Raw genomic sequence first — 24,073 nt, forward strand, 5'->3', positions numbered from 1 at the left:
CGGGTGCTGGGTGCCGGCGGCGTCGCGCCGCCCGCGGGCTCGGGTGCAGTGGTTGTCGGTCGGCTCATCGCTTCGCCACCGCCCGACGGCGAGCGACCAGGACGCCGACGCCCGTCGCGACGGCGAGCAGCGCGGCCGCGACGATCGCCGCGACGCTCGCGCCGGTCGAGGCGAGCGGGCCTCCGGATCCGCCCGAGGCGCCCGAGCCGGAGCCGGCCGTGGCGGACGGCGACGGGTCGGACGCGTCGTCGTCGCCGGGCTCGGAGGTTCCGGGGCCGGTGGGCGTGTCTGTCGGGTCGTCCGTCGGCACGGGGGCGGCGGTGATGGTCGTCGTCGCGGTGCCGGCGTCGGTGAGCTCGGCGGTGGCGGAGTCGGCTCCGACGAGCGTGACGGCCGGGACGTCGAACGCCGCGCCGCCGCCGGCGACGGCCGTGAAGGTGAGCGTCGCGAGGGTCAGGTCGCCCTCCAGGCCGGGCGAGGAGCCGAGGCGCGTGTGCGTGACGGCGACCGTGCCCGCGCCGTCGTCGGTGACGTCGGAGAACCCGCCGTCGGGCGTCACGGCGCTGTCCGCCACGTAGGTGACGAGGTCGGGGTCGTAGGCGACCGCGAGGTCGTACGCGTACAGGTCGACGGCGCCGGTGGCGGCGACGGTCACCTCGATCGGGGCGCCGGCGTCGACGGACGCGGGCGCAATCACGTCGATCTGGGCGACCGTCGGCGCGGCGTGGGCGGCCGGCACGGCGAGCAGGCTCGCGGCGAGCGCGAGGCCGCCGGCGAGCGCGGCGCGTCGTCGTGCCCGACGGCGCGTGGTGGCGTGGGTCATGGGGGAGCGGTTCCTTCCTCGGGCGGGCGGGGCGCACAGGGGCCCAGGTCGCGGGCGGGCGCCCCCTGCCGAGACGGATGCTCACAGCAACCTGTTTCGCCGTCGTTTCCGGGGCGTTAGCAGCGACGTCCTCGTCCTCGGGCGGTGTTCCTGCTGGTCAGCGCTGTGCTCGAGCCGTCCGCCGCGAGGTGCACCGCAGGCGTGTCCTCGGGTGCACAAGATCCCGTGTAGGCTCGAGGTTGCGTTCACGTCGCCGGCATCGGTTTCCGCGACGTTCTTCGGTCCTCAGCATCGGAGCGAGGCCGTGCGCACCAGGCAGCAGACGCTGCCGTCGAGATCTCCGCCCACGAGCGCGGAGCGAGAGCAGAGAACACATCACCTTCCCCACGCTTGACCGCCCGACGACGCCCACTGCGGCTCCGGGCACACCCGGACCGGACCTCGTGCTGCGGCCCGCCGACGACGACCTGTGGGTCGCGACGTCGGACGGCGAGTACGCGGGACTGGTCACCCGACGCCCCGACGGCTTCCACGTGCACGACCGCTACACGCGGGCGCTCGCCGTCGTCGACGGGCTCGAGCAGGCCCGTGCGCTGCTCGCCTCCCGGGGCACCTCCACGGCGGGCGCCGACCGCGCCCGCCCCACCACCGTCAGCGCCCTGCGGCGCTGGACCACCGTTCCCGCGTCCGCGGGCCGGACGTATCGACGAGAGAAGACATCATGGCTACAGGCACTGTGAAGTGGTTCAACGCGGAGAAGGGCTTCGGCTTCATCGCCCCCTCCGACGGTTCCGGCGACGTGTTCGCCCACTACAGCGAGATCGCCGGGAATGGCTACCGCTCGCTCGAGGAGAACCAGAGCGTGTCGTTCGACGTCACGCAGGGCCCCAAGGGCCCGCAGGCGACGAACATCCAGGCGCTCTGACGACGCCTCCCCGGCGCACACCGCGCTGAGAGCATCACGCAGAAGGGCCGCGCCTCCGCGCGGCCCTTCTGTCGTCTCCGGGACCGGATCGCTAGGGTGACGCGCATGACGCACGGTGGGGCGGCAGACGTGGTGTGGGCCGGGTTCGTCCTTCTCGTCTACATCGCTCTGATGGTGGCGACGACGGCCGCCAGGGAACGTGCGCGAACCGTCGCCGACCAGGCAGCCGGCTCGGGGGATCCGGCTCGGGAACGAGCCGGCCGCGCCGCCTGGGAGCGACGGACGCGCGGCATCCGCTGGACTCGTGTCGCGCTGACCGTTGCCGCGTGCGTCGGCATCGCAGCCGTCCTCCACCGCGCGCCGGTCGCGTATCCCGGCCTGGCCGTGGCGTCCACCGGGGGAGCGACGATCACGTCTCCTCTGACGGCCTCGACCGGGTCGGAGCGAAGCGATGTCGCACTCGCCTGACCGGCTCGACGATCAACCGCGGTCGGGGGCGTCCATGGTCGACCTGACGCTCGACGAGATCCGTGCCGTCGCCGGGTACGCCGCGCGGTGCGCGGTACGCGCCCTGCCGCTCTACGAACGGGACGTATCCGCTGATCTGCGCGCGCGAGAGGCGATCGACGCCGCGGCCGCGTTCGCCGACGGCGGCCCGCGCACGAAGACCCTTCGGACTGTCGCGTTCGCCGCCCTCAAATCGGCAGGAGAGGCACCCACGCCGGTGGCCGAGCACGCCGCCCGCGCGGCGAGCCACGCGGCAGGCGCGGCATTCCTCCATCCGCTCGCCAAGGCCACTCAGGTGAAGCACCTCCTCGGCTCGGCCGCGCACGCGGCGCTCGCGGCCGAGCTCGACGCCGGTGGCGACCTCGTCCTCGGGGAGGCGGAGCTCGATCGGGCGAGGTGGGAAGTGCCGCCGACCGTCATTGACGTGCTGCGCCGCTACCCCGCGGCACCTGGCGGGGGAGGCCGTCTCGGTGAGCTGGTCAGGAGGCTCGACGGCTCGCTGAGGGCGTCCAGCGACGGTCCCAAGGCATGACGAAGCGCACCGCCCGCCGCCCCCTGCCGTCCGGACAGCAAGGGCCCGCTCGGCCCAGAGGGGGCCGAGCGGGCCGGTGCGGCAGACAGGTTTCGGTCGAGGTGCGTCGAGCCGTCAGACCTCGATGGCGAGCCGTGTGACGAGTCCGTCCCGGAGCTCGAACTGGTAGCGCAGGGTCACGGTGCCGCCGGGGAAGTCCCCGTCGAGGCGGACGATGACGACCGCGCCGGATTCGTTTGCGGTGTCCTGCCCGATGCGAGTGCTCGTGTAGGTGTACTCGGTGGAGGTCCGGGCGACCCAGGCGCGGATCTCCTCCGCGCCCGAGTACGTCCGGCCGTCGTCGAGGACCGTGGCGTCCGGCGCGAAGACCGCTGTCGCGTCGTCCTGACGGTTCTCGTCGCGGGCGTCCAGGTAGGCGACGACCGCCTCGGGCAGGGTCGTGGGGTCGTACGCGGTGCAGGTGTCGTGCACAGCGGTCTCCGTTCCGCGGGGCGGTCCCGCTTCAAGGTCGGGTGGTGGGGAGACGGGTCAGCGCGCCGTCGTGCGGGCGGCGTCGAGGACGATCTCCGTGACGGCGTCCGGCCGGGAGACGCTGACGGCGTGCGAGGCGTCGACCTCGACGGTCGTGGCCCCGGCTCGCTCGGCCATGAAGCGCTCGGACTCGAGGGGGATCGCGAGGTCCTGCCGTGCGACGAGGCTCCACGACGGGATCGACCGCCAGGCCGCCGCGGTCAGCGGGTCGGCGAGCGCCTGGCCGAGGATGGGGCGCTGCGTGGCCGCCATCAGCGCGGCGGTCTCGGCGGGCACGTCCGCGGCGAACACGGCGCGGAACTGCTCCGGGCGGATGTACAGGTCGTCACCCGTGCCCCCATCGGGTGCCGGCGCCGGGATCGGGGTGAGCGCTGCACCCAGCTGGGCGCCCGGGAACTTCGCGGCCAGCTCGCCGGTGCTCTCGCCGATCTCCGGCAGGAAGCTCGCGACGTAGACGAGGGCCGTGACGTCGGCGTTGCCCTCGGCCGCGACGGACATGACGGAGCCGCCGTAGGAGTGACCGACGATCACGACGGGTCCGTCGATGCCGGCGAGGACGCTGCGCAGGTACGCGGCGTCGTGCTCGAGGCCGCGCAGCGGGTTGGCGACCGCGAGGACGCGGTGGCCGGCCGCCTGGAGGTCGGGGATCGACCCGTTCCAGCTCGACGAGTCGGCGAACGCGCCGTGGACGAGGACGATGGTCTGCTTCGTCGTGGAGGTGCTCATGTCGGTGCTTCCCTTCGTGGGCTGGCCGGGACCCTCCCGGCACGCACAGAGGAACACCTGCGGTATGCAATATATTTCATGTCGCTTCCCGCCGATCCCGCGGTGCTGCCACACAATGGGCTGGTGCCCGTCCCTACCCATGCCCCCGCCACCGGTCGCCGGCTTCTGCGCGACGACGTCTACGGCCGCCTGCGCGACGCGATCGTCGACGGCACGTTCGAACCAGGTGAGCAGCTGCGCGACGGCGAGCTCGCCGCATGGCTCGGCGTCAGCCGTACACCCGTGCGCGAGGCGCTGCTCCGGCTCGCGCACAGCGGTCTCGTGGTCGCGCGACCCGGCCGGTCGACCGTGGTGAGCGAGCTGGACCCCCGCACGCTCCGTGAGGCGCGCGACGTCGTCGCCGCGATGCACCGGTTGGCCGTGGGCGAGGCCGTGCCGCTCCTCACCGACGCCGACCTCGACGCGATGCGCGACGCCGCCCGCCGCTTCGCCGCCGCGGTCGAGGCCGGTGACGTCGACGCCGCCGTGGCCGCGGACGACGAGCTGCACGGCATCCCGGTCGAGGTGGCCGGGAACCGGGCCGTCGCCGACGTGCTCGAGCAGTACACACCCCTGCTCCGCCGCGCCGAGCGGCTGCGCTTCGCCGCGCCCGACGCACGGGAGTCGATCGCGCGGCACGACGAGCTCATCCGGTTGTGCACGGCCAGAGACGTCGAGGGCGCCGCCGCCGTGGCTGCCGGCATCTGGTCGAGCCTGCTGCCCGGCACCGGGTGAGGCGCTGAGAGCGATGCGTGTGCGCGCCGCCTGTGGCGTGCGTCATGCGGCGCCGGATACGGATCGGGTCGAAGTCGCGCACACCAAAGATGCATGATGTATCTATGCCTCGTACGACCAGCGGATCTGCCACGGAGCAGGCGTACCGTCACGTGAAGCGGCTCCTCCTCGACGGGAGCCTGCCCGGCGGGTCGATGACGAGCGAGGGCGGAATCGCCGAGCAGCTGGGCGTGAGCCGCACGCCCGTGCGCGAGGCGTTCCTCCGCCTCGAGACCGAGGGGCTGCTGCGCCTGTACCCGAAGCGAGGGGCGCTCGTCGTGCCGGTCGCGCCGGGGGAGGCGGACGACGTCCTCGACGCACGCCTCCTCGTCGAGGCCCACGCGGCCCAGGCGGTCGTGCGCCTGTCCGACGCCGAACTCGCCACCCTCGTCGCGCTGCTGCGCGACCTCGTCACCGCGCAGGAAGCAGCCGTCGCCGACGGGGATGTCGCCGAGTACGCGGCCCTTGACGCGCGCTTCCACGCCGAGATCGTCGCCGCGGGCGGCAACGGCCTGCTCACCGGGTTCCACGCAACCTTGCGTGAGCGCCAGCAGCGGATGATCGCGCACAGCGTCCGGTGGGACCCGGGCCGTGCCACGACGTTCGTCGAGGGTCATCGCGGGCTCGTCGACGCCCTCGAGCTGCGCGACACCCGCACCTACCTGCGCCGCCTCCACCGCCACCTCGACGACGCGCGGGCCGGCCTGTGAGCCGCCCGACCGCCGTCGTGACCGAGGTGCGCCGGCAGACCCAGGAGGCTCCGCGCGTCGGGCACCGGGCGTGGCTGCCGGTTGCCCTGACGATGTTCGCCGTCGCGTGGGGCGGCAACGAGTTCACGCCGCTGCTGGTGATGTACCGGGAGGTGGGCGACTTCTCGGCCGTGACCGTCGACGCCCTGCTCGCCGCGTACGTGCTCGGCATCGTGCCCGCGCTGCTGCTCGGCGGGCCGCTGTCCGACCGGTTCGGACGCAGACCGCTGCTTCTGCCCGCGGCGCCCGTCTCGCTCCTCGGGTCACTCGTGCTCGCGGCGGGGGAGTCGTCCGCCGCGCTGCTCGCCACCGGGCGCGTGCTGTGCGGGGTGGCGCTCGGCCTCGTCATGGCCGTCGGCACCACGTGGGTCAAGGAGCTCAGCGACGCCGCAGCGCGAGCGTCCGGCGTGCCCGACGGCGGGACCGGCGCCCGACGCGCGGGCCTCGCCCTCACGCTCGGGTTCCTCGTCGGCGCCGGCGTCGCAGCCGTGCTCGCGCAGTGGGCGCCCTGGCCCACCCACATGGCGTACCTGCTGCACGGGGCGCTCGCGGCCGTGGCCGGCGTGTGGGTGCTCAGCGTCCCCGAGACGCGCCGAGCGGCTGGGGCAAGGGTCGACGGCGCGGGGCACGGTCGACTGCTCGACGACCTGCGCGTCCCGGCGGTCGCGCACCGGCGGTTCCTCCGCGTCGTCGTACCCGTGGCGCCCTGGGTGTTCGGGTGCGCGGGCAGCGCTTACGCGGTGCTGCCCGGCCTCGTGTCCGACCGCGCAGGCGGCACACCCATCGCCTTCTCCGGGCTCATGACGGTGCTGGGGCTCGGGTGCGGGGTCGGGATCCAGGTGCTCGGCCGGCTCATCGACACGCGGCGCAGCGCGCGGGCGTCGGTCGTGGCGATGGCGATCGTCGTCGTCGGCATGGGCGTCGGCGCGCTCGCCAGCGCGCGGCTCGACCTCCCGACGGCGCTCGTCGCCGCGATGGTGCTCGGCGCCGGGTACGGGCTCGCGCTCGTCGCCGGGCTCAGCGAGGTGCAGCGCATCGCGACGCCGGACGACCTTGCTGGGCTCACCGCCGTGTACTACTCGATGACGTACGTCGGGTTCTGCGTGCCCGTGGCGCTCGCCGCGCTGTCCGTGCGGTGGACGTACGCGCAGATGTTCCTCGGCGGGCTCGTCATCGCGGCGACGTGCCTTGTCATCGTCGCGTTCGCCTGGCGTGTGCACCTGCCGACGGGGGAGCGGGACATCGCGCTGGAGCCCGGCGGCGAGACCGACCGCACAGCCGCGACCGGGGCAAACGGTGCGCTCGACGAGGCGCGGATGGGGTAGAGTATCCGAGGCTTCACGGGGTCCGGATCGCTCAAGACCGACCCGGTGAAACTAGCCACGGGCTGTGGCGCAGCTTGGTAGCGCACCTGACTGGGGGTCAGGGGGTCGCAGGTTCAAATCCTGTCAGCCCGACAGTTTGAGACGTGACGTCATCAAGAAGGGCCGGACCTGCTCTTGCAGGTCCGGCCTCTGCTTTCCTCGGGGACGGGTAGGGGCACGGCGAGAATCACCCGGTGATCGGGCCCATAGTCGATCGCGCGCGTGCTAGCGTCCTCGCCATGTCGGTCGGGGCAGCTGCTGCGGAACGCCCGTACAGTCACGAACTGTTGGACGAAATTCCCCCTGTGTCTGCGCTTAAGGAGAAGCTCAGCATTGCAGTCGTTGAAATGCTTGCCTCGAGCGCGGGGCTCGACGTTGGTCGCTGGGGAATGGACTACGACGGCAGGGATGTGACGATCAGTTCGTCCCACGACTACACCCCTCACACCTACGGGCCCAGCCTTGACCTGCAGATGAAGTGCACCGGCCAGGAGCGTACACTCCGCGAAGACCACGTCGCTTGGCAGCTCGACGGCAGAACGTCGAGGCTGTTGGCGGCGGAGAATCGCCAATCGATGGCTCTGCTATGTGTCGTTGTCGTGCCGGAGCACCCTGGACACTGGCTTGATTGGCCGGAAGACGGATTGTACGCCTACTGCAAGCCGTACTACCTACGTGGCCAAGATTTGCCCCGTATTCCCGACGGCCAGGAGTCGCAGGTGGTTCATCTGCCGTATCAGAACCTCCTGACCGCTCCTGTGCTATTGGAGCTCATGAGCGAGGCCGCTCGCTGGCGGACTGCGGCATGATCCGGGGTAAAGGTGACGAGTTCAGCCAGTTCGTCGACATTCTTCGCCCTCGTTCTTTGCACCAGTTCCTTGCTGTGCAGGCCTGGACATTGCACTCGCAATTGCCCTTCAGGGAGACATGGGTACACGCCGACGATAGTTCGCGGCGTGCAAGCATTGTGCACATCCCACGGGATCAATCGAGTGCTGACTTCGATCGCCGGCTTTCCGAGGCAGCGAACCGCATCGCTGAGGTTTTCGATTGGTCGGTTTCTCAACTCGCGGAACAAGTCGCAAGCGTGCATGCGGACATCTTCTATATCCGCGTCCGAAGTTCAGACCCGGATGGCACCATCCCGCTTCGGCAAGCGAGCTCAACCATCGACGCGATCGAAAAGATGGTAAAGAGTGCCGCGATCATCACGAATAATCCGAATGCGCGGGGCACAGGTCGCACGTCAGAGCGCGTCTCGACGTTCCTCAATGAAGATCTTCGCATGGGGCACACTCGACGCGGCAGCTTCATCATTACAGTAGCCGCGCGCCTGCAGGACAGGCCCACCGAACCTTCAGTGGCTCATGCGACTCCCGAACGCGTGGTCGAGGAACAGGTGTTCGATGAGCGAGAAGGTGCACCTTCATTCGCGTCCAATCTCGATCCGATCGCACCGAGTGAGGTCGACTTCACGCGCCGCGTCATGACCACGCTAAGTAAAAGTCTTGACGTCACAAGGCGTCATCTTCGGAGAGGCGACGACTTCGTCGAACTCGACGTTGCGCAGGAGCATGGAATGACGGTGCCCATCGTCGAAGCTCTTGAGGAGATCTCGACGGAGGCAAACTCGACGGGCCTCGACCTTAAGTTCGAGTGGTCACCGGTGCTCGGAGCGGAGCCGGACTCACCCCGTGAAGTCGCATTCGAACCCGCGGAGGTTGACCGCCTGCCGATAACGATAGAGCGCATGAAGCGTCGCACAGAGGCGTCAGACGTCGCGCAGGTGGTCGGGCCAGTTGTCTCTTTGTCGCGGGATGCGAGTGATGGCCGAGAATCGGGAGAAGTGCATGTCCTCGCGGACATTGAAGGCGCGACCCGTAAGATTGGGATTGATCTTGCGGGAGTAGCTTACGACTGGGCAATCTACGCACATCGCCATCATCTACCGTTCAGCGCGGAAGGTGTGCTCGGCAAGGTGGGCAACCGGTGGAAGATTGTTGACAGGCTCACCGTCAATACGGAGTTTCTTCAGCGATACCAGTCTGATCGGATAGAACGCTTGACCGGTGAACGGCCGAAATCGTCTGAAGGTCCGGTTCTGGACTGATTTGAAGTTGAGACCGCGGGTGCGGCTCCTCCGCGTCAGGTGCGATCTTTCGGGCGGCGGCGTACGCCGCCGCCCGAGAGACGGTGGTCAGAGAGCCGCAGCCTCGTCGGCCACTGTCGTCGTTGGGCCGTGGCCGGTGTGGACGACGGTCTCCGCCGGGAGCGTGAAGATCCGCCGGCGGATCGAGTCCTTGATGACGCGCTCGTTGGAGTACGAACGACCCGTCGCACCGGGGCCACCCTGGAACAGGGCGTCGCCGCTGAACAGCACGGGCGTGTCGAACCCCTCGCGGATGAACAGGCAGGTCGAGCCGGGGGTGTGGCCGGGCGTGTGGATGGTCTCGATGGTGAGTCCGGCGACCTGGATCGTGTCGCCGTCCCACAGCTCGTGTGTGGGCTCGTGGTCGGCGTGCGTCCGGCGCCACAGCGCCAGGTCGGCCGGGTTAAGGTACGTCGGCGCACCGACGAACGACGCGGCGCGTGGAGCCTCTGCGACGTGGTCGTCATGACCGTGGGTGAGCACGATGGCGACGACGCGACGCTCGCCGACCTGCTTGCTGATCGCGTCGACGTCGTGGGCCGGGTCGATGACGACGCACTCGTCGTCGTCGCCGACGATCCAGACGTTGTTGTCGACCTCCCACGAGCCACCGTCCAGGGTGAACACGCCGGACGTCTCGAGGTGCTCGATGCGCGCGCTCACAGCTCCACCACCGATCGCAGCACGGAACCGTCCTTCATCTTGTCGAACGCCGCCTCGACGTCGCCCAGCCCGATGCGCTCGGTGACGAAGGCGTCGAGGTCCAGCCTGCCCAGCCGGTACTGGTCCACCAGCATCGGGAAGTCGCGCGACGGCAGCGCGTCGCCGTACTAGGCGGACTTGAGCGAGCCGCCCCGCCCGAAGACCTCGTCGAGGGGGAGCGTGATCGTGGTGCCCGGGTCTGGGACGCCGACGAGGACGACACGCCCGGCGAGTTCGCGCGCCTCGAAGGCCTGCGTGTACGTGACGTCGGACAGCGGCCTAGGCTGAAGAGGAGCAGTCAGCGCCTACCTCGCGGAGGCCGTCATGCCCGGCTCCAGCATCACCGCGTGCCCGCTCCGTGGCCAGGTCGATCCGCGACTTCTGCGATTCAGCGCTGGGGCGACTGCCGGCGTTCTCGCCGTCGCGCTGATCTTCGTCGACGTCGTCCGGCCGCTTGCCCTCGGCCTGCTGGCCTCTCAGGTCGCGGTATTCGCCTTCACCGCGTTCGTCAGCTTTCAGTGGTCGCTCTGGGCTCAGATCTATGCCCGTCTCATCTGGCCGCGCATCGGGCCGCCGGCCAGGTTGGAGGACGCTCGGCCGCCGAGGTTCGCGCAGTTCATCGGCTTCGTGCTCACCGCTTTCGCGCTGGTCCTCTTCGTCACCGGCTTCGACGTCACCGGCTACATCCTGACGCTGCTCGCACTCGGCGTCGCGGCACTCAATGCCTTCACGGGGTTGTGCTTGGGCTGCAAGGCCTATCTGCTGATCCGCCGCCCGCGACAGGCCTGACCTCGACGGGACGAGCCGCGGTACCCGTGCGACGGGCACCGCGCCATACGTCGCGCGTCGATGGGAACCCCTACGCTCGCTGCATGCCCACGCTCCTCCTCGTCCGCCATGGCCGCACCACCGCGAACGCCGGAGGGATCCTCGCCGGCCGGGCGCGCGGCGTCCGGCTCGACGCCGTCGGGCGCGACCAGGCGGTCCGGGCGGCCGAGCGCACGGCAGGGGTGCCGATCTCTCGTGTGGTCACGAGCCCGCTCGAACGTTGCCGCCAGACGTCGCGGGCGCTCGTCGAACGCCAGACCGGGTCGCCGGAGCTAGTGATCGAGAAGGGCATCACCGAGTGCGACTACGGGCAGTGGCAGGGGCAGGCGCTCAAGGACCTCGCGGCAGAGCCGCTGTGGTCGGTGGTGCAGACGCAGCCGTCGGCGGCGGCGTTCCCGGGCGGGGAGTCGCTCGCCGCGATGCAAGCCCGGAGCGTCGCGGCGGTCCGGCAGCACGACGCTGAGGTCGCGGCGCGCTTCGGCCCCGACGCGGTCTGGGCGGCGGTGTCCCACGGGGACGTGATCAAGTCCGTGCTCGCGGACGCGCTCGGCATGCACCTGGACCTGTTCCAGCGCATCGTCGTCGGCCCGGCGTCCGTCTCGATCGTGCGGTACGGCCCGCACCGGCCGGAGGTGATCGCGACGAACAGCGAGGCCGGCGACCTGTCGTGGCTGCGCGCCGTCGCACCGGCGGGCGACGCTCCCGTCGGTGGCGGCGCCGGCCACAGCGAGGCCGACGGCGAGGTCGGCCCACAGCCGTCCTGACGGGCGGTGCGCTCGTAGAGTGGTGGCCATGCCTACCCTCGTGCACGCGTTCGACTGGCCCGACCGGGTCGTGGTCGGCACGGTCGGAATGCCCGGATCCCGCACGTTCTACCTGCAGGCCCGCGAAGGCACCCGGACGACGAGCGTCGTCCTCGAGAAGGAGCAGTCCGCCGTCCTCGCCGAGACGATCGACCGCGTCCTCGACGAGCTGATGGACGACTCTGACAACAAGTGGAGCGTCCCCGCCGACGTGCCCGCCGAGCTCGTCGACGACGACCCCCTCGACTTCCCGGTCGAGGAGAAGTTCCGCACGGGCTCCATGCGCCTCACCTGGGACCCGCGCACCGCGCAGGTCGTCGTCGAGGCGTTCCCGCTCGTGGACGCCGACGACCTGGACCCCGACGAGGACGAGCCCGAGCCGGAGGAGGCGCTCCTCGTCCGGATGCCCGTCGGGACGGCGCGCGCCTTCGTGCAGCGCACGCGCGCCGTCGTGCGTTCCGGCCGCCCGCAGTGCCCGCGGTGCGGTGAGCCCATGGACCCCGACGGGCACGAGTGCGCGTTGCCCGACGAGGCGTGACCACCCCGCACGACGACCTCGACGCGGCACCGCTCGAGGTCGTCGGACGCATCCGCGTTGCCTCCAACGCGACGTTCCGCGCCCGCGTCGGCGGCGTCGACGTCGTCTACAAGCCGGTAGAGGGGGAGCGGCCGCTGTGGGACTTCCCCGACGGCACGCTCGCCGGCCGCGAGGTCGCGGCGTACCTCATCTCGGAGACGACCGGGTGGGGCGTCGTGCCCCGCACGTGGCTGCGCGACGGGCCGCTCGGGCCGGGCATGGTGCAGCTCTGGCAGGAGACCGACGCGTCCCAGTCACCGGTCGACGTCGTGCCGACACCCGAGGTCCCGGCCGACGGCGTGCGGTCGGTGCTGGAGGGCATCGGCGAGGACGAGCAGCCCGTCACCCTGGTCCACGAGGACTCGGCGGCGCTGCGCCGGATGGCGGTGCTCGACGTCGTGCTCAACAACGCCGACCGCAAGGGCGGGCACGTGCTGCCGCTCGCGGACGGGCGGCGTCTCGGCGTCGACCACGGCGTGACGTTCCACGTCGAGCCCAAGCTCCGCACGGTGCTGTGGGGCTGGCTGGGCACGAGCCTCAGCGACGACGAGCTCGCCGGCGTCGCGCGCGTCCGGGACGAGCTCGGCACGGGTCTCGACGGCGACCTCGCGCGCCGGCTGGACGACCTGCTGACGGCGGACGAGGTCGCCGCGCTCGCGGACCGGTGCGACCGGCTGCTGAGCGCGGCACGGTTCCCCGCCCCGTCGGGCGACATGCCCGCCGTCCCGTGGCCGCTCTTCTAGCCGGTGGTGCGGCCCGTCTCGTACGCCCACATCGCCGCCTCGACGCGGTTGCGCGCCTCGAGCTTGGTGAGGATGCCGCCGATGTGCGTCTTGATCGTGCCGCGCGAGAGGTAGAGACGGGCGCCGATCTCGTCGTTCGTCAGGCCTGCGGCGAGCAGCGCGAGCACCTGCTCCTCGCGCTCGCTGAGCGGCGCGACGGGCTCGCGGGGTCTCTTCGGCGGGCGCGCGAACTCCGCCAGCAGCCGCGTCGTGATGCGTGGTGAGATGAGCGCGTCGCCGTCCGCCGCCGCCTGCAGCGCCTCGACGATCAGGTGCGGGCTCGCGCCCTTGAGCAGGAACCCCTTCGCGCCCGCGCGGAGCGCGCCGTAGACGTACTCGTCGAGGTCGAACGTGGTGATGACGACGACCGCGAGCGGGTCGGGCACGTCCGGGCCGGCCAGCTGCGCGGTCGCCTGGATGCCGTCGAGCCGGGGCATCCGGACGTCGAGCAGGGCGACGTCGGGCCGCACCTCCCGGGCGAGCGTCACCGCCGCGGCGCCGTCGGCGGCCTCGCCCACCACCTCGAACCCGGGTTGGGCGTCGAGCAGCAGGCGCAGGCCGGTGCGCACCGGCTCCTGGTCGTCGGCGACGAGGACGCGGATCATGCGGCGGACCACCGGGGGAGGCGAGCGCGGACCGTCCACCCGCCGTCCGGATCGGGGCCGGCGGCGACCTCGCCGCCGAGGAGCGCCGCGCGCTCCGCGATGCCCTGCAACCCGTGCCCGGACCCGGCAGGGGAGCGCGCACCGGCGCCGTCGTCGTGGACGACCAGGAGCACGTCGTCGCCGTCGACCGTGACCGCCACGTCGATCGCGCGCGCGCCGTCGGCATGACGCCGCGCGTTGGTGACGGCCTCCTGCGCGATCCGGAACAGGCTCGCCGCCACGATGTCGGGCAGGTCCACGGTGCCGTCGAGCCGCACGGTCACGGCGGGCGGGCCAGGATCGGCGAGCGCCGCCAGCTCGGCCATGCCCGGCGAGGGGCCGAGCCCGGCGGGCGCACGGAGCGAGCGGACGAGCGACCGCATGTCGGTCAGCACGGCCTGCGCCTCGCGCTCGATGACGCCGAGCGACTCCGCGACGCGGCGCGCGTCGCCCGGCTCGGTCGCCGCCACCTGCGCGCGGATCGCGATGGCCGACACGTGGTGCGCGACCGTGTCGTGCAGGTCGCGGGCGAGCGACTCGCGCTCGGCGGCGCGGACGGCCTCGAGCTGACTGGCGCGGGCCACCACGCGCTCGCGGCGCAGCGCCCCCACGAGGCACGCACCACCGAGGAACGCGACGCCGGCGATCGCGCCCTGGATGCCCTCACCACCGAGCGTGACCGACAGGACCAGACTGACCGCGAGGATCGCCCCGCCGAGCAGCCGGTCGCGGCCGGTGCCCCACCGGAACAGCGCGTACGGGACGAGGAGGACCGCGAGCATCGTCGCGAGCCCGTCGGGTCCGGTGCCGGCGGCGGCCTGCGCGACCTGGAACCCGGCGCTGAGGAGCGTCGTCACCGCGACGACGAGCAGCGGGTGGATGCGCCGCCACGGCAGGGTCGACACGAGGGCGACCGCCACGAGGCCCGACGCCACGGGCCACGCGAGATCGCGACGCGCCGTGCTCTCGAGGACCGCCACGCCGACCAGGACGCCGACGAGCACGGCGTCCCGTCGCCTCGGTCTGCGATCGCCGTCGGCCGCAGGACGTCCGAGGAGGTCACGCAGCCGGCGTCGCACGGTCGGCATGCTAGCGGCCGCCGGTCAGGCGACTGCTGCGGCGCGGCGGGGGTGGGGACGAACGGCGGCTCGACGACGCGCGATCACCCACTCCGCGACCGCGATGTTGATCAGCCAGCCGGCGTCCATCTGCACGGTGCGCCAGAAGGCGTCGGGCTCGCCGAGAAGCAGCAGGAACGGGGCCGACGTCAACACCTGGGTGCCCGCACCCATGGCGAGGGCGTACGCGCGGATCATCCACGCGCCGTGCCGGACCACGTCACGGCGGAGGATCGCGCGCACGCCGAGCACGAGGAACGCGAGCATCGCCACGCCGACGAGGTAGCGGGACACGGTGAGCGGTCCCTGGTCGACCGGCGGCACGTCGTAGAAGGCCGTCATCCACAGTCCCGACGCCGCGACGACCAGCCCGGCCGGCACGAGCAGGTAGCGCCCGGTGAAGCGGTGCCAGCCCAGGTGCCGGCGCCGGAAGCCCGGCAGGAGCTGGAACGCCCCGACGACGGCGTAGACCACCGCCGCGACGATGTGCAGGACGACCGGGAGCGGCACCTGGAGGAAGCGCGCGTTGGCCGGCGTCTCGGGTGCCCCCGAGGCGATCTCGCCGAGGCGCACCCCTCCGGCGAGCGACGGGACGAGGGCGAGGGCGACGAGGCCCGTCGCGATCAGCCATTCCCGGCGTGACGATCTGCGCCTCGCAGTGCGAGGAGCGGTGCGCGCGGCGTCGTGTGCGGTGTCCATGGGGCCGATCCTCGGCCGACGTGGAGCCGCGGCGCTTCGGCCATGTGGCCGATGTCTGGCCGAAGAGCGTGACCCATGTCACGATGATGCGGCGGCCTACGCACCTGTGGTGGACCACGTGCGGCCGCACTCGCTGAACCGATGAACCACCAAGGAGTGCTGGGGACGGTCGCGAAGCAGTAGCCGGTGATCGCGCCGCAGCATCGTGCTGAGGGGGGCACATGCGAGGACGCCGAGCAACGATCCAGCACGCCGTGTCACGGGTAGCGGCCCTGGCGGTGTGCGCACTCACCCTGTCGGTCGCGGTCACCGTCGCCGACGTCACGAGCAGTCCTGGACCGGCGGTGGCGGCGGAGGAGGACCTGCTCGAGTGCACGCCCGCCTCGCCGTACGTCTACAGCCTGCGCAGCCCGAACGACCTGGTGGGCGGGCAGCGCGTGAACCGCATCGAACGGATCGACGTCACCACCGGCGAGGTCCAGACGATCGCCGACTTCACGCCGGGCGTGGCGTCACCCGCGAGCACGATCAGCGAACAGGTCAACGGGCTCGGCATCCGCCGCGACGAGCAGGGCCGCGGGCGCTGGATGGTGTTCTCGACGAGCTACATCGGCAACAACGCCGACGAGGACGCGCCGCCGCGGCCGCAGGACGTCCGGAACGTCTACGAGTACGACCTGCTCACCGAGGAGCTGACGGCGACCCGGATCCCCGACACGATCTGGGCGCTGGACTCGAACCACACGACGCGGCACGGCGCGGTCGACCTCAGCACGGGCATCTACTACACGGCCACGCACCGGAACGACTCCGACCAGTTCACGCTCATCGCGTTCGACCTGGACTCGCAGGACGTGTGGCTCGCCGGCCACCTGGAGACGCCCGACGCGACGGGCTCCAGCGGGGACATGGCCTTCGACTCGCTCGGGCGGCTGTACTTCGTCGTCGGCGAGCAGTCCTCGGCCCGGCAGTTCACCGCTCCGGCGGGCGTGCTGCCGACGACGCCGGGGGAGCAGGTCGAGCTCACGCTCACGGACACCGGCGGTGCCGCGACGGACGACGCCGCGCCGCAGCAGTCGCCGCCCATCGGGCGCACCAACGGCGTCGGGGTCGCGTTCGGACCGTACGGGTACCTGTACGAGACGTTCGGCTCGGGCTTCCTGTACCGGGTCGACCCCTCCACGGGTGAGATCGTGCCCGACACCGAGGTGCGTCCGCAGGACGTCGCCCTCGTCGACCTCGCGCCCGCGCAGCCGGGGAGCTCCGCTCGCGGCGGCGCCTCCACGGACCTCGCGACGTGCGCCTCGCCGAGCACGCTGGAGGTCCGCAAGTTCGTCAACCACCGTGCCGAGCCGTCCGACCAGTTCACCGTCTCGGCGACGCGCGACGACGGCACCGCGATCGGCGTGCCCGTCACGACGAGCGGGGACGAGAACGGGCTCCAGGACGTGACGTTCGGCCCGGTCGGCATCCTCACGACGCACGAGGACGGCACCACGCCGTGGTCGCACACCATCACCGAGACCGGTGCCGGGGGCACGGACCTCACCGCGTACGAGACCGGATACCGGTGCGTGGACCGGAACGACCCCGCGTGGGGCCCGTACGAGGGCGAGCTCGACGGCGCGGACGAGCGCTCGTTCACCATCCCGACGCCCCCGCGCGACCCGCCGGGCGGGAGCCGGGCGATCGTCTGCACCCTGACCAACGCGGAGCCGGGGAACCCGATCATCGAGAAGCGTTTCGACGCCGAGACGCCGTCGGCAGTCGTCGACGACGTTGAGATCACCGGGACCTACCGGTGCGAGTACGCGGGGACCGACCCGGTCACGGTGAACGAGGGCGTCTGGAGCGTCCAGGGGTCCGCGTCGGCGCTGCTCGTCCCCGACCCGGGCTCCACCACGGACGTGCCGGTCGGGTCGGTGTGCGTGGTCCGGGAGGACGCGCTCGACCCGGGCGCGCTGCCCGACGAGTCGTGGAGCTGGGGGACGCCCGAGTTCACGCCCCAGACTCCGGACGACCCGGCGTCGGGCACGGTGACGATCACCGCGGACGACACGCTCGCGAACACCGTCACGGTCACGAACTCGGCCCGCCAGGCCACCGCGCCCCTCCAGGTCACCAAGGAGTTCCTCGGGGACGTCCCCGCCTGGGTCGAGGACGTGACGTTCTCGGGTGCCTACCGGTGCGTGTACGCCGGGCTCGACGGGGTGCTCGGCACCGACGACGACGTCGTCAGCAGCGGCACCTGGGAGTCCGTCGGCACCGGGGACGCGACCTTCGATCCCGCCGCGGACGACCTGCCGGTCACGTCCGAGTGCACCGTCACCGAGGACGGCCCGTCCGACGACGACCTGCCGGACGGAGCGTGGCAGTGGCTCGACCCGTCCTACGACCCCGCCGCCCCCGACGGGGACGGGGGTGTGGTGACGATCGAGGACGGCGGGACGAACGCCGTGACGGTCACCAACTCCGCCAGCGCCTTCCAGGTCGTCAAGGACCTGCCCGACGACGCGCCGGCCTGGCTCGGCGACATCCCCTTCTCCGGCGCCTACAGCTGCACGACCGGCGCCGACGAGATCACCGGCACCTGGGAGGTCACCGGCGCCGGTACCGCGGCGCTCGTGGCCGACGACGGTGAGCCGTCCACGATCCCGCTCGGCGCCGTCTGCACCGCCACCGAGGACGCGCTCGACCCCGCGGACCTGCCCGACGACTCCTGGGCGTGGGAGACCCCGCAGATCTTCCCGACGGCCGTCACCATCGGCCCGGACCTCGCGGAGAACACGATCACGGTGAGCAACGACGTGACCCGCGTCCTCACGTCGCTCACCGTGGAGAAGACCTTCCCCGACGGCTCGCCCGACTTCCTGGGCGACGTCACCTACACGGGCACGTGGTCCTGCCTCGTCGACGGGAACGTCGTCGAGGGCACGTGGAGCGTCACCGGAGCCGGTCCGGCGACCCTGACTCCCGACCCGACGGTCCCGGCGGGGACGGTCTGCACGGTCTCCGAGGACGAGCTGGACCCGGCCGACCTCCCCGACGGCTCGTGGGAGTGGCTGCCGCCGACGATCAGCGGCTCCACGGTGACGGTCGACCCGCGCCCCACCCGCGCCGCGCCGGAGCCGGTCGTCGTCACCAACGCCGTCCAGCGCGTGACCGCGACCCCGCAGATCGTCAAGGCGCTCGCCGACGGCACGCCCGACGCCGCCGCCGGGCTGACGTACTCCGGGACGTGGGCCTGCACGCTGGGAGACGAGGAGAACACCGGCACGTGGGCCGTCACCGGCGCGGGCAGCGCCACGCTCGACGCCGACGCCGGGTCCACGACGGCGCTTCCCGTCGGGTCCACGTGCACGGCGTCCGAGGGCGAGCTTCCTGGCGTCCCCGGCGACGCCTGGACGTGGGACGAACCGACCGTCGCCCCGGCGTCCGTCGTGGTGGGGCCGGACGCGCCGGCGGTGATCACGGTGACGAACAGCGCGGCGGCCGGCCCGACGCCGACGCCGACGCCGACGCCCACACCGACGCCCGAGCCCACACCGACGCCGGAGCCGACGCCGACGCCGGGGCCCACCTCCACCCCGACGCCGGATCGCACGTCGGACGCGGGACCGTGGTCCAGACCGCTCGCGGCGACGGGTGTCTCCGTGCTCGGGGCCGTCGTGCTCGCCCTGGTCGCGGTCGCCGCAGGCGCGTTCCTCGTCGGTGCTCGACGACGTCGGTCGTAGGGCGCGAGGGAGCCCTCAGGTCCCGTCGGTCAGGGCATGGCGGACACGAGCTCGGCGATGTCCGCGGCGACCTCCTGCGGCCGCTCGCCGTTGACGGCGTGCGACGCGTCGTCGTACACGCGCACCACGCCGTCCGGCAGCGCCCGCTCGGCCGTCTCGGCCGCTGCGCCGGCGTCGTGCATGACGGACTCGCCCGCGATGATCGCGAGCACGGGCATCTCCAGCGTGCCGAGACGGTCCTCGCTGATGCGGGTCGGTTGCGGCAGGCGCAGCCGGTAGTGCTGCATGCCGGCCTCGATCATGTCGGCCACGGGGACGTCCTCCACGGGCGCGCCGCCTGCGGTGTAGGAGTTGAAGGAGTCCCGCCACGACTTCGGGAGCCACGGCAGCGAGGCGGGCAGCGAGCGCAGGGCCGTGCCGAGCGGGATGTCGCCGAACACCTGCACCGGTTCGACGAGGGTGAGCGTCGCGACGGAGTCGGGCCGGTGCAGGGCGAGGTTGGTCGCGGTCCACCCGCCGATCGAGAGCCCGACGACGTGGAACTCCTCCGCGGGCAGCGCGTCCAACGCCTGGTGCAGCCACGCGGCCTGGTCGGCGTCGCTCGTGATCGGGCGTTCCTGCACGCTGCGGCCCGGCTCGCCGAGCAGGTCGACCGTGTAGACGTCGCCGATCTCCGGCAGGGACGGCAGGTTGTCGGCCCACACCGGCGACGCGGACGAGCGCCCAGGCAGCAGCACGAGCGGTGACCCGCTCGTGCCGGTGCCGTCGAAGCGGTAGGCCCGCACGACCCCGAAGTCCGTGCGGACGTCGAACGTCTCGGCGGGCTCGGGCAGCCGGGCGAACGCCTCGTCGTAGGCAGCGAGGTACCGGTCCATCCCCGCGGCGCTGTCCCAGTGCCCGACCGGGGACGGGGTGCGCAGCGCGAACGCGATCACGACGGCGACCACGGCGACGACCGCGAGGGCGATGCGCGTCCGGCGCCACGGGCGCCGGGGGCGTCGTCGGCGTGGCTCCTCCTGCGGGTCGTCGCTGCCGTGCTCGAGCGGGCCCCGGGTGTCCATGGCGCGATGCTCCTAACCGATCGGTTAAATCGTTTACCGCACGGTAACATCGGCGCATGGGAGAGCGACAGGGCAGCGGGCCGGGCGCACGGCGGCGGCCGACGCTCACGGAGCAGGCACGTCACGAGCAGCTCGTCGAGGTGACGGTCGAGCTCGTCGCCGACCGCGGCTACGGCGGCGCGACGCTGTCGGCGATCGCCGAGCGGGCGGGGATCACCAAGGCCGCCGTGCTCTACCACTTCGCGTCGAAGGACGACCTCGTGCGGGCGGCCTACCAGCACGTGCTCGACGCGCTCGTCGGGAGAGTCGGAGCGGCGGTGGAGGCGGCCGACGCCGCCGACAGGCCGGGCGCGTACGTCCGGTCGATGATCGGGCACCTGCGCGAGCACCCCACGCACGTGCGGATGATCACCGAGGCGCTCGGCCACGGGGAGGGCGGCCATGCGCCGGAGACGCGCTGGGAGCCCCTGGCAGCGATCCTCGCGGACGCGCGCCGGGCCCGGCACGCGGGCGAGGGTGACGACCGGACGCTCGCGATCGCCCTCGGCGGGGCGATCGACGCGGTCGTCGCCGAACGGCTCCACGACCCGGCCTACGACACCGCGGCCGCGGCTGAGGAGCTCGTCCGCATGGTCGAGCGCGCGCTGTCGGCGTGACCGTCGACGAGCACGCGGAGGCGTCCGACCCTGGGCGGAGGCGGGGGGACGACCGCACCTGGCAGGGTGGCCGCATGCCTTTCCCGCCGTCGTCCTCAGCGCGGTCGTCCACGGACCGGACCGCTCCCGTCGTCCGCTCGGCACTCGTCCTGGCAGCGAGCCTGGCGCTCGGCGCCCTGACGTTCGTCCTCCAGGGCGCGCTGCCCGACGCGGTCCGCTCGTTCGCCAACTCGGCGAGCGGGTGGACGGTCGTCACGGTGCTTCTCGTCCTGTGGTCGCGCGCCGGCACCGCGCTCGCGGCGGTGCTCGGTGCGGCGTCGTTCGTCCTGCTCACCCTCGGGTACACCGCCGCCGCGTACGCGAGCGGCCTCGCCTACGACCCGCTCCTCTTCAGCGTCGTCGGAGTAATCGTCGGACCGTTCGTGGGCGTGGGTGCGTCGTGGCTGCGGAGCCCCGGGCGCCGGGCCGCCCTGGGCACGGCAGTGCTCGCCGGGATCGGGCTCGGCGAGGCGGCGTACGGGCTCACGGTCGTCGCCGCGACGACGAGCGCCGTCTACTGGGTGGCGATCGGGGTGCTCGCCCTGGCCCTGCTCGGGGTGATGCTCGCCCGACGCCTCCCGGGTGCCGCGGCGAAGGTCATCGCCGTCGTGGGCAGCGTCGTGGTGGCCGGAGCCTTCCTCCTGGCCTACCAGTTCCTCGGGGCGTGACCGACGCGCGAGTCCCCCTCAGCGTCCGTGCGGGTCTGCGGCGTTGAGCGTCGCGACGACCTGGTCGTAGTCGCCGCGCGCGTCGCCGTGGCGGAGGAACTTCACGCGCTCGACGAGGATCTCGTGCGCGTCGGGCTGCGTGCGGAGCAGCTCCACGACCTCGCTGACGAAGTCGTCGAGCGGCATCGCGAAGGTGCTCTCGCGCTGCCCGGGCAGGAGGTCGGTGGCGACCGACGGCGGCACGATCTCGGTGACGCGCACGCTCGTGTCCGCGAGCTGGAGGCGCAGCGCCTCGCTGAGCATGTGGATCGCGGCCTTGGACGCGTCGTAGCTCGGCGTGGCCTTGAGCGGGGCGAACGCCAGGCCGGACGACACGGTGACGATGGTGGCGTGCGGGCGGGTCTGCAGGTGCTCGACGAACGCGCCGACGAGGCGGACCGGGCCGAGCACGTTCGTCGTGAACGTCTCCTCGGCGCTCTCGAGGAAGCCCTCGGGGTGGTGCCAGTCCTCGACGCGCATGATGCCGGCCATCGCGACGAGCGTGTCGAGGTCGGGGTGACGCTCGAGCACCTCCTTGGCGGCCGACACGATGCTCTCCGGGTCGGTGGTGTCGATGCGGACGGTGTCGATGCCGGGGTGCTCGGCGGCGATCTGCTCGAGCAGCTCGGTGCGCCGCCCGCCGACGACGACGGTGCTGCCCTGCTCGTGGAGCGCGACGGCGAGGGCGAGGCCGATGCCGCTCGTCGCGCCGGGGATGAAGACGGTGCTGTTCGTGATGTCCATGCCTCGATCCTCGGCAGCCGTCGCCGGTCGCGGCAGAGACAGGTCAACGGGGGATCGGCGATCCCTGGCACGGACTGTGGCCGCCGACCACGATGTCCCCATGGACCGCGCCGCCCTCGCCGACTTCCTCCGCCGCCACCGCGAGGCCCTGCAGCCGGGCGACGTCGGGCTGGGGCCCGGGCTGCGCCGTCGGGCACCGGGACTGCGCCGCGAGGAGGTGGCGCAGCTCGCCCTCATGTCCACGGACTACTACACGCGTCTGGAGCAGCAGCGCGGTCCGCAGCCGAGCACGCAGATCCTCGCGTCGATCGCCCGCGCGCTGCGCCTGACGGCCGACGAGCGCGACTACCTCTACCGCGTCGCCGGGCACGGCGTCCCGGACCGCACGGTCGACCCCGGTCACGTCGCGCCCGCGCTGCAGCGCGTGCTCGACCGCCTCGACGACACCCCGGCGCTCATCCTCGACCCGCTCGGGCAGACGCTCGCGCAGAACGACCTCGCCCGCGCCCTGTACGGCGACGCCACCGCGCACACGGGGTGGGAGCGCAGCGAGATCTACCGCTGGTTCGCCCACCCCGATAGGGCGCGCGCCGTCTACCCGGAGCACGACCGGGCGCGGCAGGGCAGGGCGCTCGTCGCGGGCCTGCGGGCCGCCGTCGGGACGCTCGGGGCGACGTCGCGCGCCGGCGAGCTCGTCGCCGTCCTGCAGGAGACCAGCCCGGAGTTCGCCGAGCTGTGGGACCGGCAGGAGGTCGCGCGGCGGTTCGTCGACCACAAGGTGCTCGTGCACCCCGAGGTGGGCGAGATCGAGGTGGACTGCCAGGTGCTGCTCACCGAGGACCAGCTGCAGGCGCTGCTCGTCATCACCGCGGTGCCGGGCAGCGCGTCGGAGGAGAAGATCCGGCTGCTGCGGGTGCTCGGGACGCAGACCTTCGCGCCGCCCACGCCGCAGGACGGGGCGTCCGCGGTGGTACCTGCCGCGGAGTGACGCCATCATCGGGGGCATGGCGTTCAGCGCGCACGACGACGTCCTGCCGTTCGACCTCACCGGGCGGGTCGCCCTCGTCACGGGCGGCAGCCGCGGGCTCGGGCTCGCGATGGCGAGGGGACTGGCGGCGGCGGGTGCGACGCTCGTGCTGCTCGCCCGCTCCGACGACGAGCTCGACCGCGCGGCGGCGACGTTCACGGGGCTCGGCCCGCCGGTCCACGCGGTGCGCTGCGACGTGGCGGACCGCGAGGCGACCGCTGCGGCCGTCGTGACGGCGACGGAGCTCGCCGGCGCCCCCGACATCCTGCTCCACGACGCGGGGATCAGCGCGCCGCAGGCCGTCGACGACATCGACGACGAGACGTGGGACCGCACGATCGCGGTCGACCTCACCGCCGCCATGACGCTCACGCGCGCGGTGGTGCCGGCCATGCGGACGAAGGGCTGGGGCCGAATCGTCTACGTCTCCTCGACGTTCGGCGAGGTGTCGATGGCGCGCCGGGGCGCGTACTCGGCGGCCAAGGCCGGGCTGCGGGGCCTGGCGCGCGCGGGCGCGATCGAGCTCGGCCCGCACGGCATCACCGTCAACTGCATCGCGCCCGGGCCGTTCCGCACCCCCATGACGGAGGCGGCGGCGAGCCAGGCGCAGGCATCGCACGTCTTCACCGACATGACCGCGCTGGGCCGGTGGGGCGAGCCGTCCGAGCTCGCCGGCGCGGCCGTCCTGCTCGCGAGCGACGCCGGCGCGTACATCACCGGGACGACCCTCTTCGTCGACGGCGGCTACACCGCCCGGTGAGCGCCCGTCGCCCACCGACGAGTTCGGCACCGCCCACCGGTCGTACAGCCGAGCACACGACCGAAGGAGACGA

The 24,073-nt window shown here is 72.4% G+C and carries 27 protein-coding genes, 1 tRNA gene and 1 pseudogene; 19 read left to right on the top strand and 10 right to left on the bottom strand.

Going from position 1 to position 24,073, the window contains the following annotated elements; translation table 11 throughout:
* Positions 1–64: 64 nt before the first annotated feature.
* Positions 65–823: a cohesin domain-containing protein gene (locus JZ5iCDA_RS03430; protein WP_069385866.1), complete on the bottom strand. Its 759-nt coding sequence runs from the start codon at positions 821–823 to the stop codon at positions 65–67.
* A gap of 443 nt (positions 824–1,266) precedes the next feature.
* Here JZ5iCDA_RS03430 and JZ5iCDA_RS03435 point away from each other — a divergent pair, with 443 nt between their 5' ends.
* The 4 genes from JZ5iCDA_RS03435 to JZ5iCDA_RS03450 all read left to right on the top strand — a co-directional run bounded on the left by JZ5iCDA_RS03435 (position 1,267) and on the right by JZ5iCDA_RS03450 (position 2,787).
* On the top strand, positions 1,267–1,563 hold the full coding sequence (locus JZ5iCDA_RS03435; RefSeq protein ID WP_069385867.1) for a hypothetical protein: 297 nt from the start codon (positions 1,267–1,269) through the stop codon (positions 1,561–1,563).
* Positions 1,545–1,748, top strand: a complete 204-nt coding sequence (locus JZ5iCDA_RS03440; RefSeq protein ID WP_069385868.1) for a cold-shock protein — start codon at positions 1,545–1,547, stop codon at positions 1,746–1,748. Before JZ5iCDA_RS03435 ends, JZ5iCDA_RS03440 begins: the two co-directional genes overlap by 19 nt.
* A 105-nt stretch (positions 1,749–1,853) precedes the next feature.
* Positions 1,854–2,216, top strand: a complete 363-nt coding sequence (locus JZ5iCDA_RS03445; protein WP_069385869.1) for a hypothetical protein — start codon at positions 1,854–1,856, stop codon at positions 2,214–2,216.
* A 34-nt stretch (positions 2,217–2,250) separates the two neighbouring features.
* Positions 2,251–2,787: a putative immunity protein gene (locus tag JZ5iCDA_RS03450; RefSeq protein ID WP_069385903.1), complete on the top strand. Its 537-nt coding sequence runs from the start codon at positions 2,251–2,253 to the stop codon at positions 2,785–2,787.
* Between the two features lie 114 nt (positions 2,788–2,901).
* On the opposite strand, the gene JZ5iCDA_RS03455 is transcribed toward JZ5iCDA_RS03450, so the two are convergent.
* Together JZ5iCDA_RS03455 and JZ5iCDA_RS03460 are read right to left on the bottom strand one after the other, a co-directional pair.
* Positions 2,902–3,258 carry a nuclear transport factor 2 family protein gene (locus JZ5iCDA_RS03455; RefSeq protein ID WP_069385870.1) on the bottom strand — a complete coding sequence of 119 codons (357 nt, stop codon included), beginning with the start codon at positions 3,256–3,258 and terminating at the stop codon, positions 2,902–2,904.
* Positions 3,259–3,315: 57 nt separating this feature from the next.
* Positions 3,316–4,044 carry an alpha/beta fold hydrolase gene (locus JZ5iCDA_RS03460; RefSeq protein ID WP_069385871.1) on the bottom strand — a complete coding sequence of 243 codons (729 nt, stop codon included), beginning with the start codon at positions 4,042–4,044 and terminating at the stop codon, positions 3,316–3,318.
* Positions 4,045–4,167: 123 nt separating this feature from the next.
* Here JZ5iCDA_RS03460 and JZ5iCDA_RS03465 point away from each other — a divergent pair, with 123 nt between their 5' ends.
* From JZ5iCDA_RS03465 to JZ5iCDA_RS18270, 6 genes are all read left to right on the top strand, one after another.
* Complete coding sequence (locus tag JZ5iCDA_RS03465) at positions 4,168–4,818, top strand: GntR family transcriptional regulator (RefSeq protein ID WP_069385872.1); 651 nt, start codon at positions 4,168–4,170, stop codon at positions 4,816–4,818.
* 104 nt (positions 4,819–4,922) lie between these two features.
* Positions 4,923–5,567, top strand: coding sequence for a GntR family transcriptional regulator (locus JZ5iCDA_RS03470; RefSeq protein ID WP_083259620.1), 645 nt, complete (start codon positions 4,923–4,925; stop codon positions 5,565–5,567).
* Positions 5,564–6,931 (top strand): MFS transporter, encoded by a 1,368-nt coding sequence (locus tag JZ5iCDA_RS03475; RefSeq protein WP_253181935.1) that lies wholly within the window; start codon positions 5,564–5,566, stop codon positions 6,929–6,931. The genes JZ5iCDA_RS03470 and JZ5iCDA_RS03475 overlap by 4 nt, the downstream gene beginning before the upstream one ends.
* A gap of 58 nt (positions 6,932–6,989) precedes the next feature.
* A tRNA-Pro gene (locus tag JZ5iCDA_RS03480) sits at positions 6,990–7,063 on the top strand.
* Between the two features lie 146 nt (positions 7,064–7,209).
* Complete coding sequence (locus JZ5iCDA_RS03485) at positions 7,210–7,779, top strand: DUF4365 domain-containing protein (protein WP_139122938.1); 570 nt, start codon at positions 7,210–7,212, stop codon at positions 7,777–7,779.
* Entirely contained in the window at positions 7,776–9,080 is a 1,305-nt protein-coding gene (locus tag JZ5iCDA_RS18270; RefSeq protein WP_139122939.1) for a hypothetical protein, read from the top strand. The genes JZ5iCDA_RS03485 and JZ5iCDA_RS18270 overlap by 4 nt, the downstream gene beginning before the upstream one ends.
* A gap of 87 nt (positions 9,081–9,167) precedes the next feature.
* On the opposite strand, the gene JZ5iCDA_RS03490 is transcribed toward JZ5iCDA_RS18270, so the two are convergent.
* Both JZ5iCDA_RS03490 and JZ5iCDA_RS17850 read right to left on the bottom strand, forming a co-directional pair.
* Entirely contained in the window at positions 9,168–9,782 is a 615-nt protein-coding gene (locus tag JZ5iCDA_RS03490) for an MBL fold metallo-hydrolase (protein WP_069385875.1), read from the bottom strand.
* Positions 9,779–10,084 (bottom strand): annotated as a pseudogene (locus JZ5iCDA_RS17850) (S-(hydroxymethyl)mycothiol dehydrogenase); the annotation flags it as partial. The pseudogene JZ5iCDA_RS17850 and the gene JZ5iCDA_RS03490, both read right to left, overlap by 4 nt.
* 61 nt (positions 10,085–10,145) lie before the next feature.
* On the opposite strand from JZ5iCDA_RS17850, the gene JZ5iCDA_RS03495 reads away from it, so the two are divergent.
* From JZ5iCDA_RS03495 to JZ5iCDA_RS03510, 4 genes are all read left to right on the top strand, one after another.
* Complete coding sequence (locus JZ5iCDA_RS03495; RefSeq protein WP_069385876.1) at positions 10,146–10,610, top strand: DUF4395 domain-containing protein; 465 nt, start codon at positions 10,146–10,148, stop codon at positions 10,608–10,610.
* 83 nt (positions 10,611–10,693) lie between these two features.
* Positions 10,694–11,413, top strand: coding sequence for a histidine phosphatase family protein (locus tag JZ5iCDA_RS03500; RefSeq protein ID WP_069385877.1), 720 nt, complete (start codon positions 10,694–10,696; stop codon positions 11,411–11,413).
* Between the two features lie 28 nt (positions 11,414–11,441).
* Positions 11,442–11,990 (top strand): DUF3090 domain-containing protein, encoded by a 549-nt coding sequence (locus JZ5iCDA_RS03505; protein ID WP_069385878.1) that lies wholly within the window; start codon positions 11,442–11,444, stop codon positions 11,988–11,990.
* Entirely contained in the window at positions 11,987–12,772 is a 786-nt protein-coding gene (locus JZ5iCDA_RS03510; protein ID WP_069385879.1) for an SCO1664 family protein, read from the top strand. Before JZ5iCDA_RS03505 ends, JZ5iCDA_RS03510 begins: the two co-directional genes overlap by 4 nt.
* Here the strand turns inward: JZ5iCDA_RS03510 and JZ5iCDA_RS03515 are convergent.
* The 3 genes from JZ5iCDA_RS03515 to JZ5iCDA_RS03525 form a co-directional block, all read right to left on the bottom strand.
* Positions 12,769–13,416 (bottom strand): response regulator, encoded by a 648-nt coding sequence (locus tag JZ5iCDA_RS03515; protein ID WP_069385904.1) that lies wholly within the window; start codon positions 13,414–13,416, stop codon positions 12,769–12,771. The two genes, JZ5iCDA_RS03510 and JZ5iCDA_RS03515, sit on opposite strands and share 4 nt — an antisense overlap.
* A complete protein-coding gene (locus JZ5iCDA_RS03520) occupies positions 13,413–14,459 on the bottom strand; it encodes a sensor histidine kinase (RefSeq protein WP_171905281.1) in 1,047 nt (348 codons plus the stop codon). The genes JZ5iCDA_RS03515 and JZ5iCDA_RS03520 overlap by 4 nt, the downstream gene beginning before the upstream one ends.
* Before the next feature lie 99 nt (positions 14,460–14,558).
* A complete protein-coding gene (locus tag JZ5iCDA_RS03525) occupies positions 14,559–15,272 on the bottom strand; it encodes a DUF2306 domain-containing protein (RefSeq protein WP_069385881.1) in 714 nt (237 codons plus the stop codon).
* 278 nt (positions 15,273–15,550) lie between these two features.
* On the opposite strand from JZ5iCDA_RS03525, the gene JZ5iCDA_RS19350 reads away from it, so the two are divergent.
* Positions 15,551–19,006 carry a DUF5979 domain-containing protein gene (locus tag JZ5iCDA_RS19350; RefSeq protein ID WP_069385882.1) on the top strand — a complete coding sequence of 1,152 codons (3,456 nt, stop codon included), beginning with the start codon at positions 15,551–15,553 and terminating at the stop codon, positions 19,004–19,006.
* A gap of 29 nt (positions 19,007–19,035) precedes the next feature.
* On the opposite strand, the gene JZ5iCDA_RS03535 is transcribed toward JZ5iCDA_RS19350, so the two are convergent.
* A complete protein-coding gene (locus JZ5iCDA_RS03535; RefSeq protein ID WP_083259622.1) occupies positions 19,036–20,067 on the bottom strand; it encodes an alpha/beta fold hydrolase in 1,032 nt (343 codons plus the stop codon).
* A 56-nt stretch (positions 20,068–20,123) separates the two neighbouring features.
* Between JZ5iCDA_RS03535 and JZ5iCDA_RS03540 the strand changes: the two genes are divergently transcribed.
* Positions 20,124–20,723: a TetR/AcrR family transcriptional regulator gene (locus JZ5iCDA_RS03540; protein ID WP_069385883.1), complete on the top strand. Its 600-nt coding sequence runs from the start codon at positions 20,124–20,126 to the stop codon at positions 20,721–20,723.
* 74 nt (positions 20,724–20,797) lie between these two features.
* A complete protein-coding gene (locus tag JZ5iCDA_RS03545) occupies positions 20,798–21,430 on the top strand; it encodes a DUF6518 family protein (RefSeq protein ID WP_069385906.1) in 633 nt (210 codons plus the stop codon).
* A gap of 18 nt (positions 21,431–21,448) precedes the next feature.
* Here JZ5iCDA_RS03545 and JZ5iCDA_RS03550 read toward each other — a convergent pair whose 3' ends face one another.
* Positions 21,449–22,213 carry an SDR family oxidoreductase gene (locus JZ5iCDA_RS03550; RefSeq protein WP_069385884.1) on the bottom strand — a complete coding sequence of 255 codons (765 nt, stop codon included), beginning with the start codon at positions 22,211–22,213 and terminating at the stop codon, positions 21,449–21,451.
* A gap of 100 nt (positions 22,214–22,313) precedes the next feature.
* On the opposite strand from JZ5iCDA_RS03550, the gene JZ5iCDA_RS03555 reads away from it, so the two are divergent.
* The gene (locus tag JZ5iCDA_RS03555; RefSeq protein WP_069385885.1) at positions 22,314–23,201 is read left to right on the top strand and encodes a helix-turn-helix transcriptional regulator; all 888 of its coding nucleotides are present in this window, start codon (positions 22,314–22,316) and stop codon (positions 23,199–23,201) included.
* Positions 23,202–23,217: 16 nt separating this feature from the next.
* Positions 23,218–24,000 carry an SDR family NAD(P)-dependent oxidoreductase gene (locus JZ5iCDA_RS03560; protein ID WP_069385886.1) on the top strand — a complete coding sequence of 261 codons (783 nt, stop codon included), beginning with the start codon at positions 23,218–23,220 and terminating at the stop codon, positions 23,998–24,000.
* The last annotated feature ends 73 nt before the right edge of the window (positions 24,001–24,073 follow it).

It is taken from the genome of Cellulosimicrobium cellulans (genome assembly GCF_001722485.1).
GTDB classification, from domain to species: Bacteria; Actinomycetota; Actinomycetes; order Actinomycetales; family Cellulomonadaceae; genus Cellulosimicrobium; species Cellulosimicrobium cellulans_A.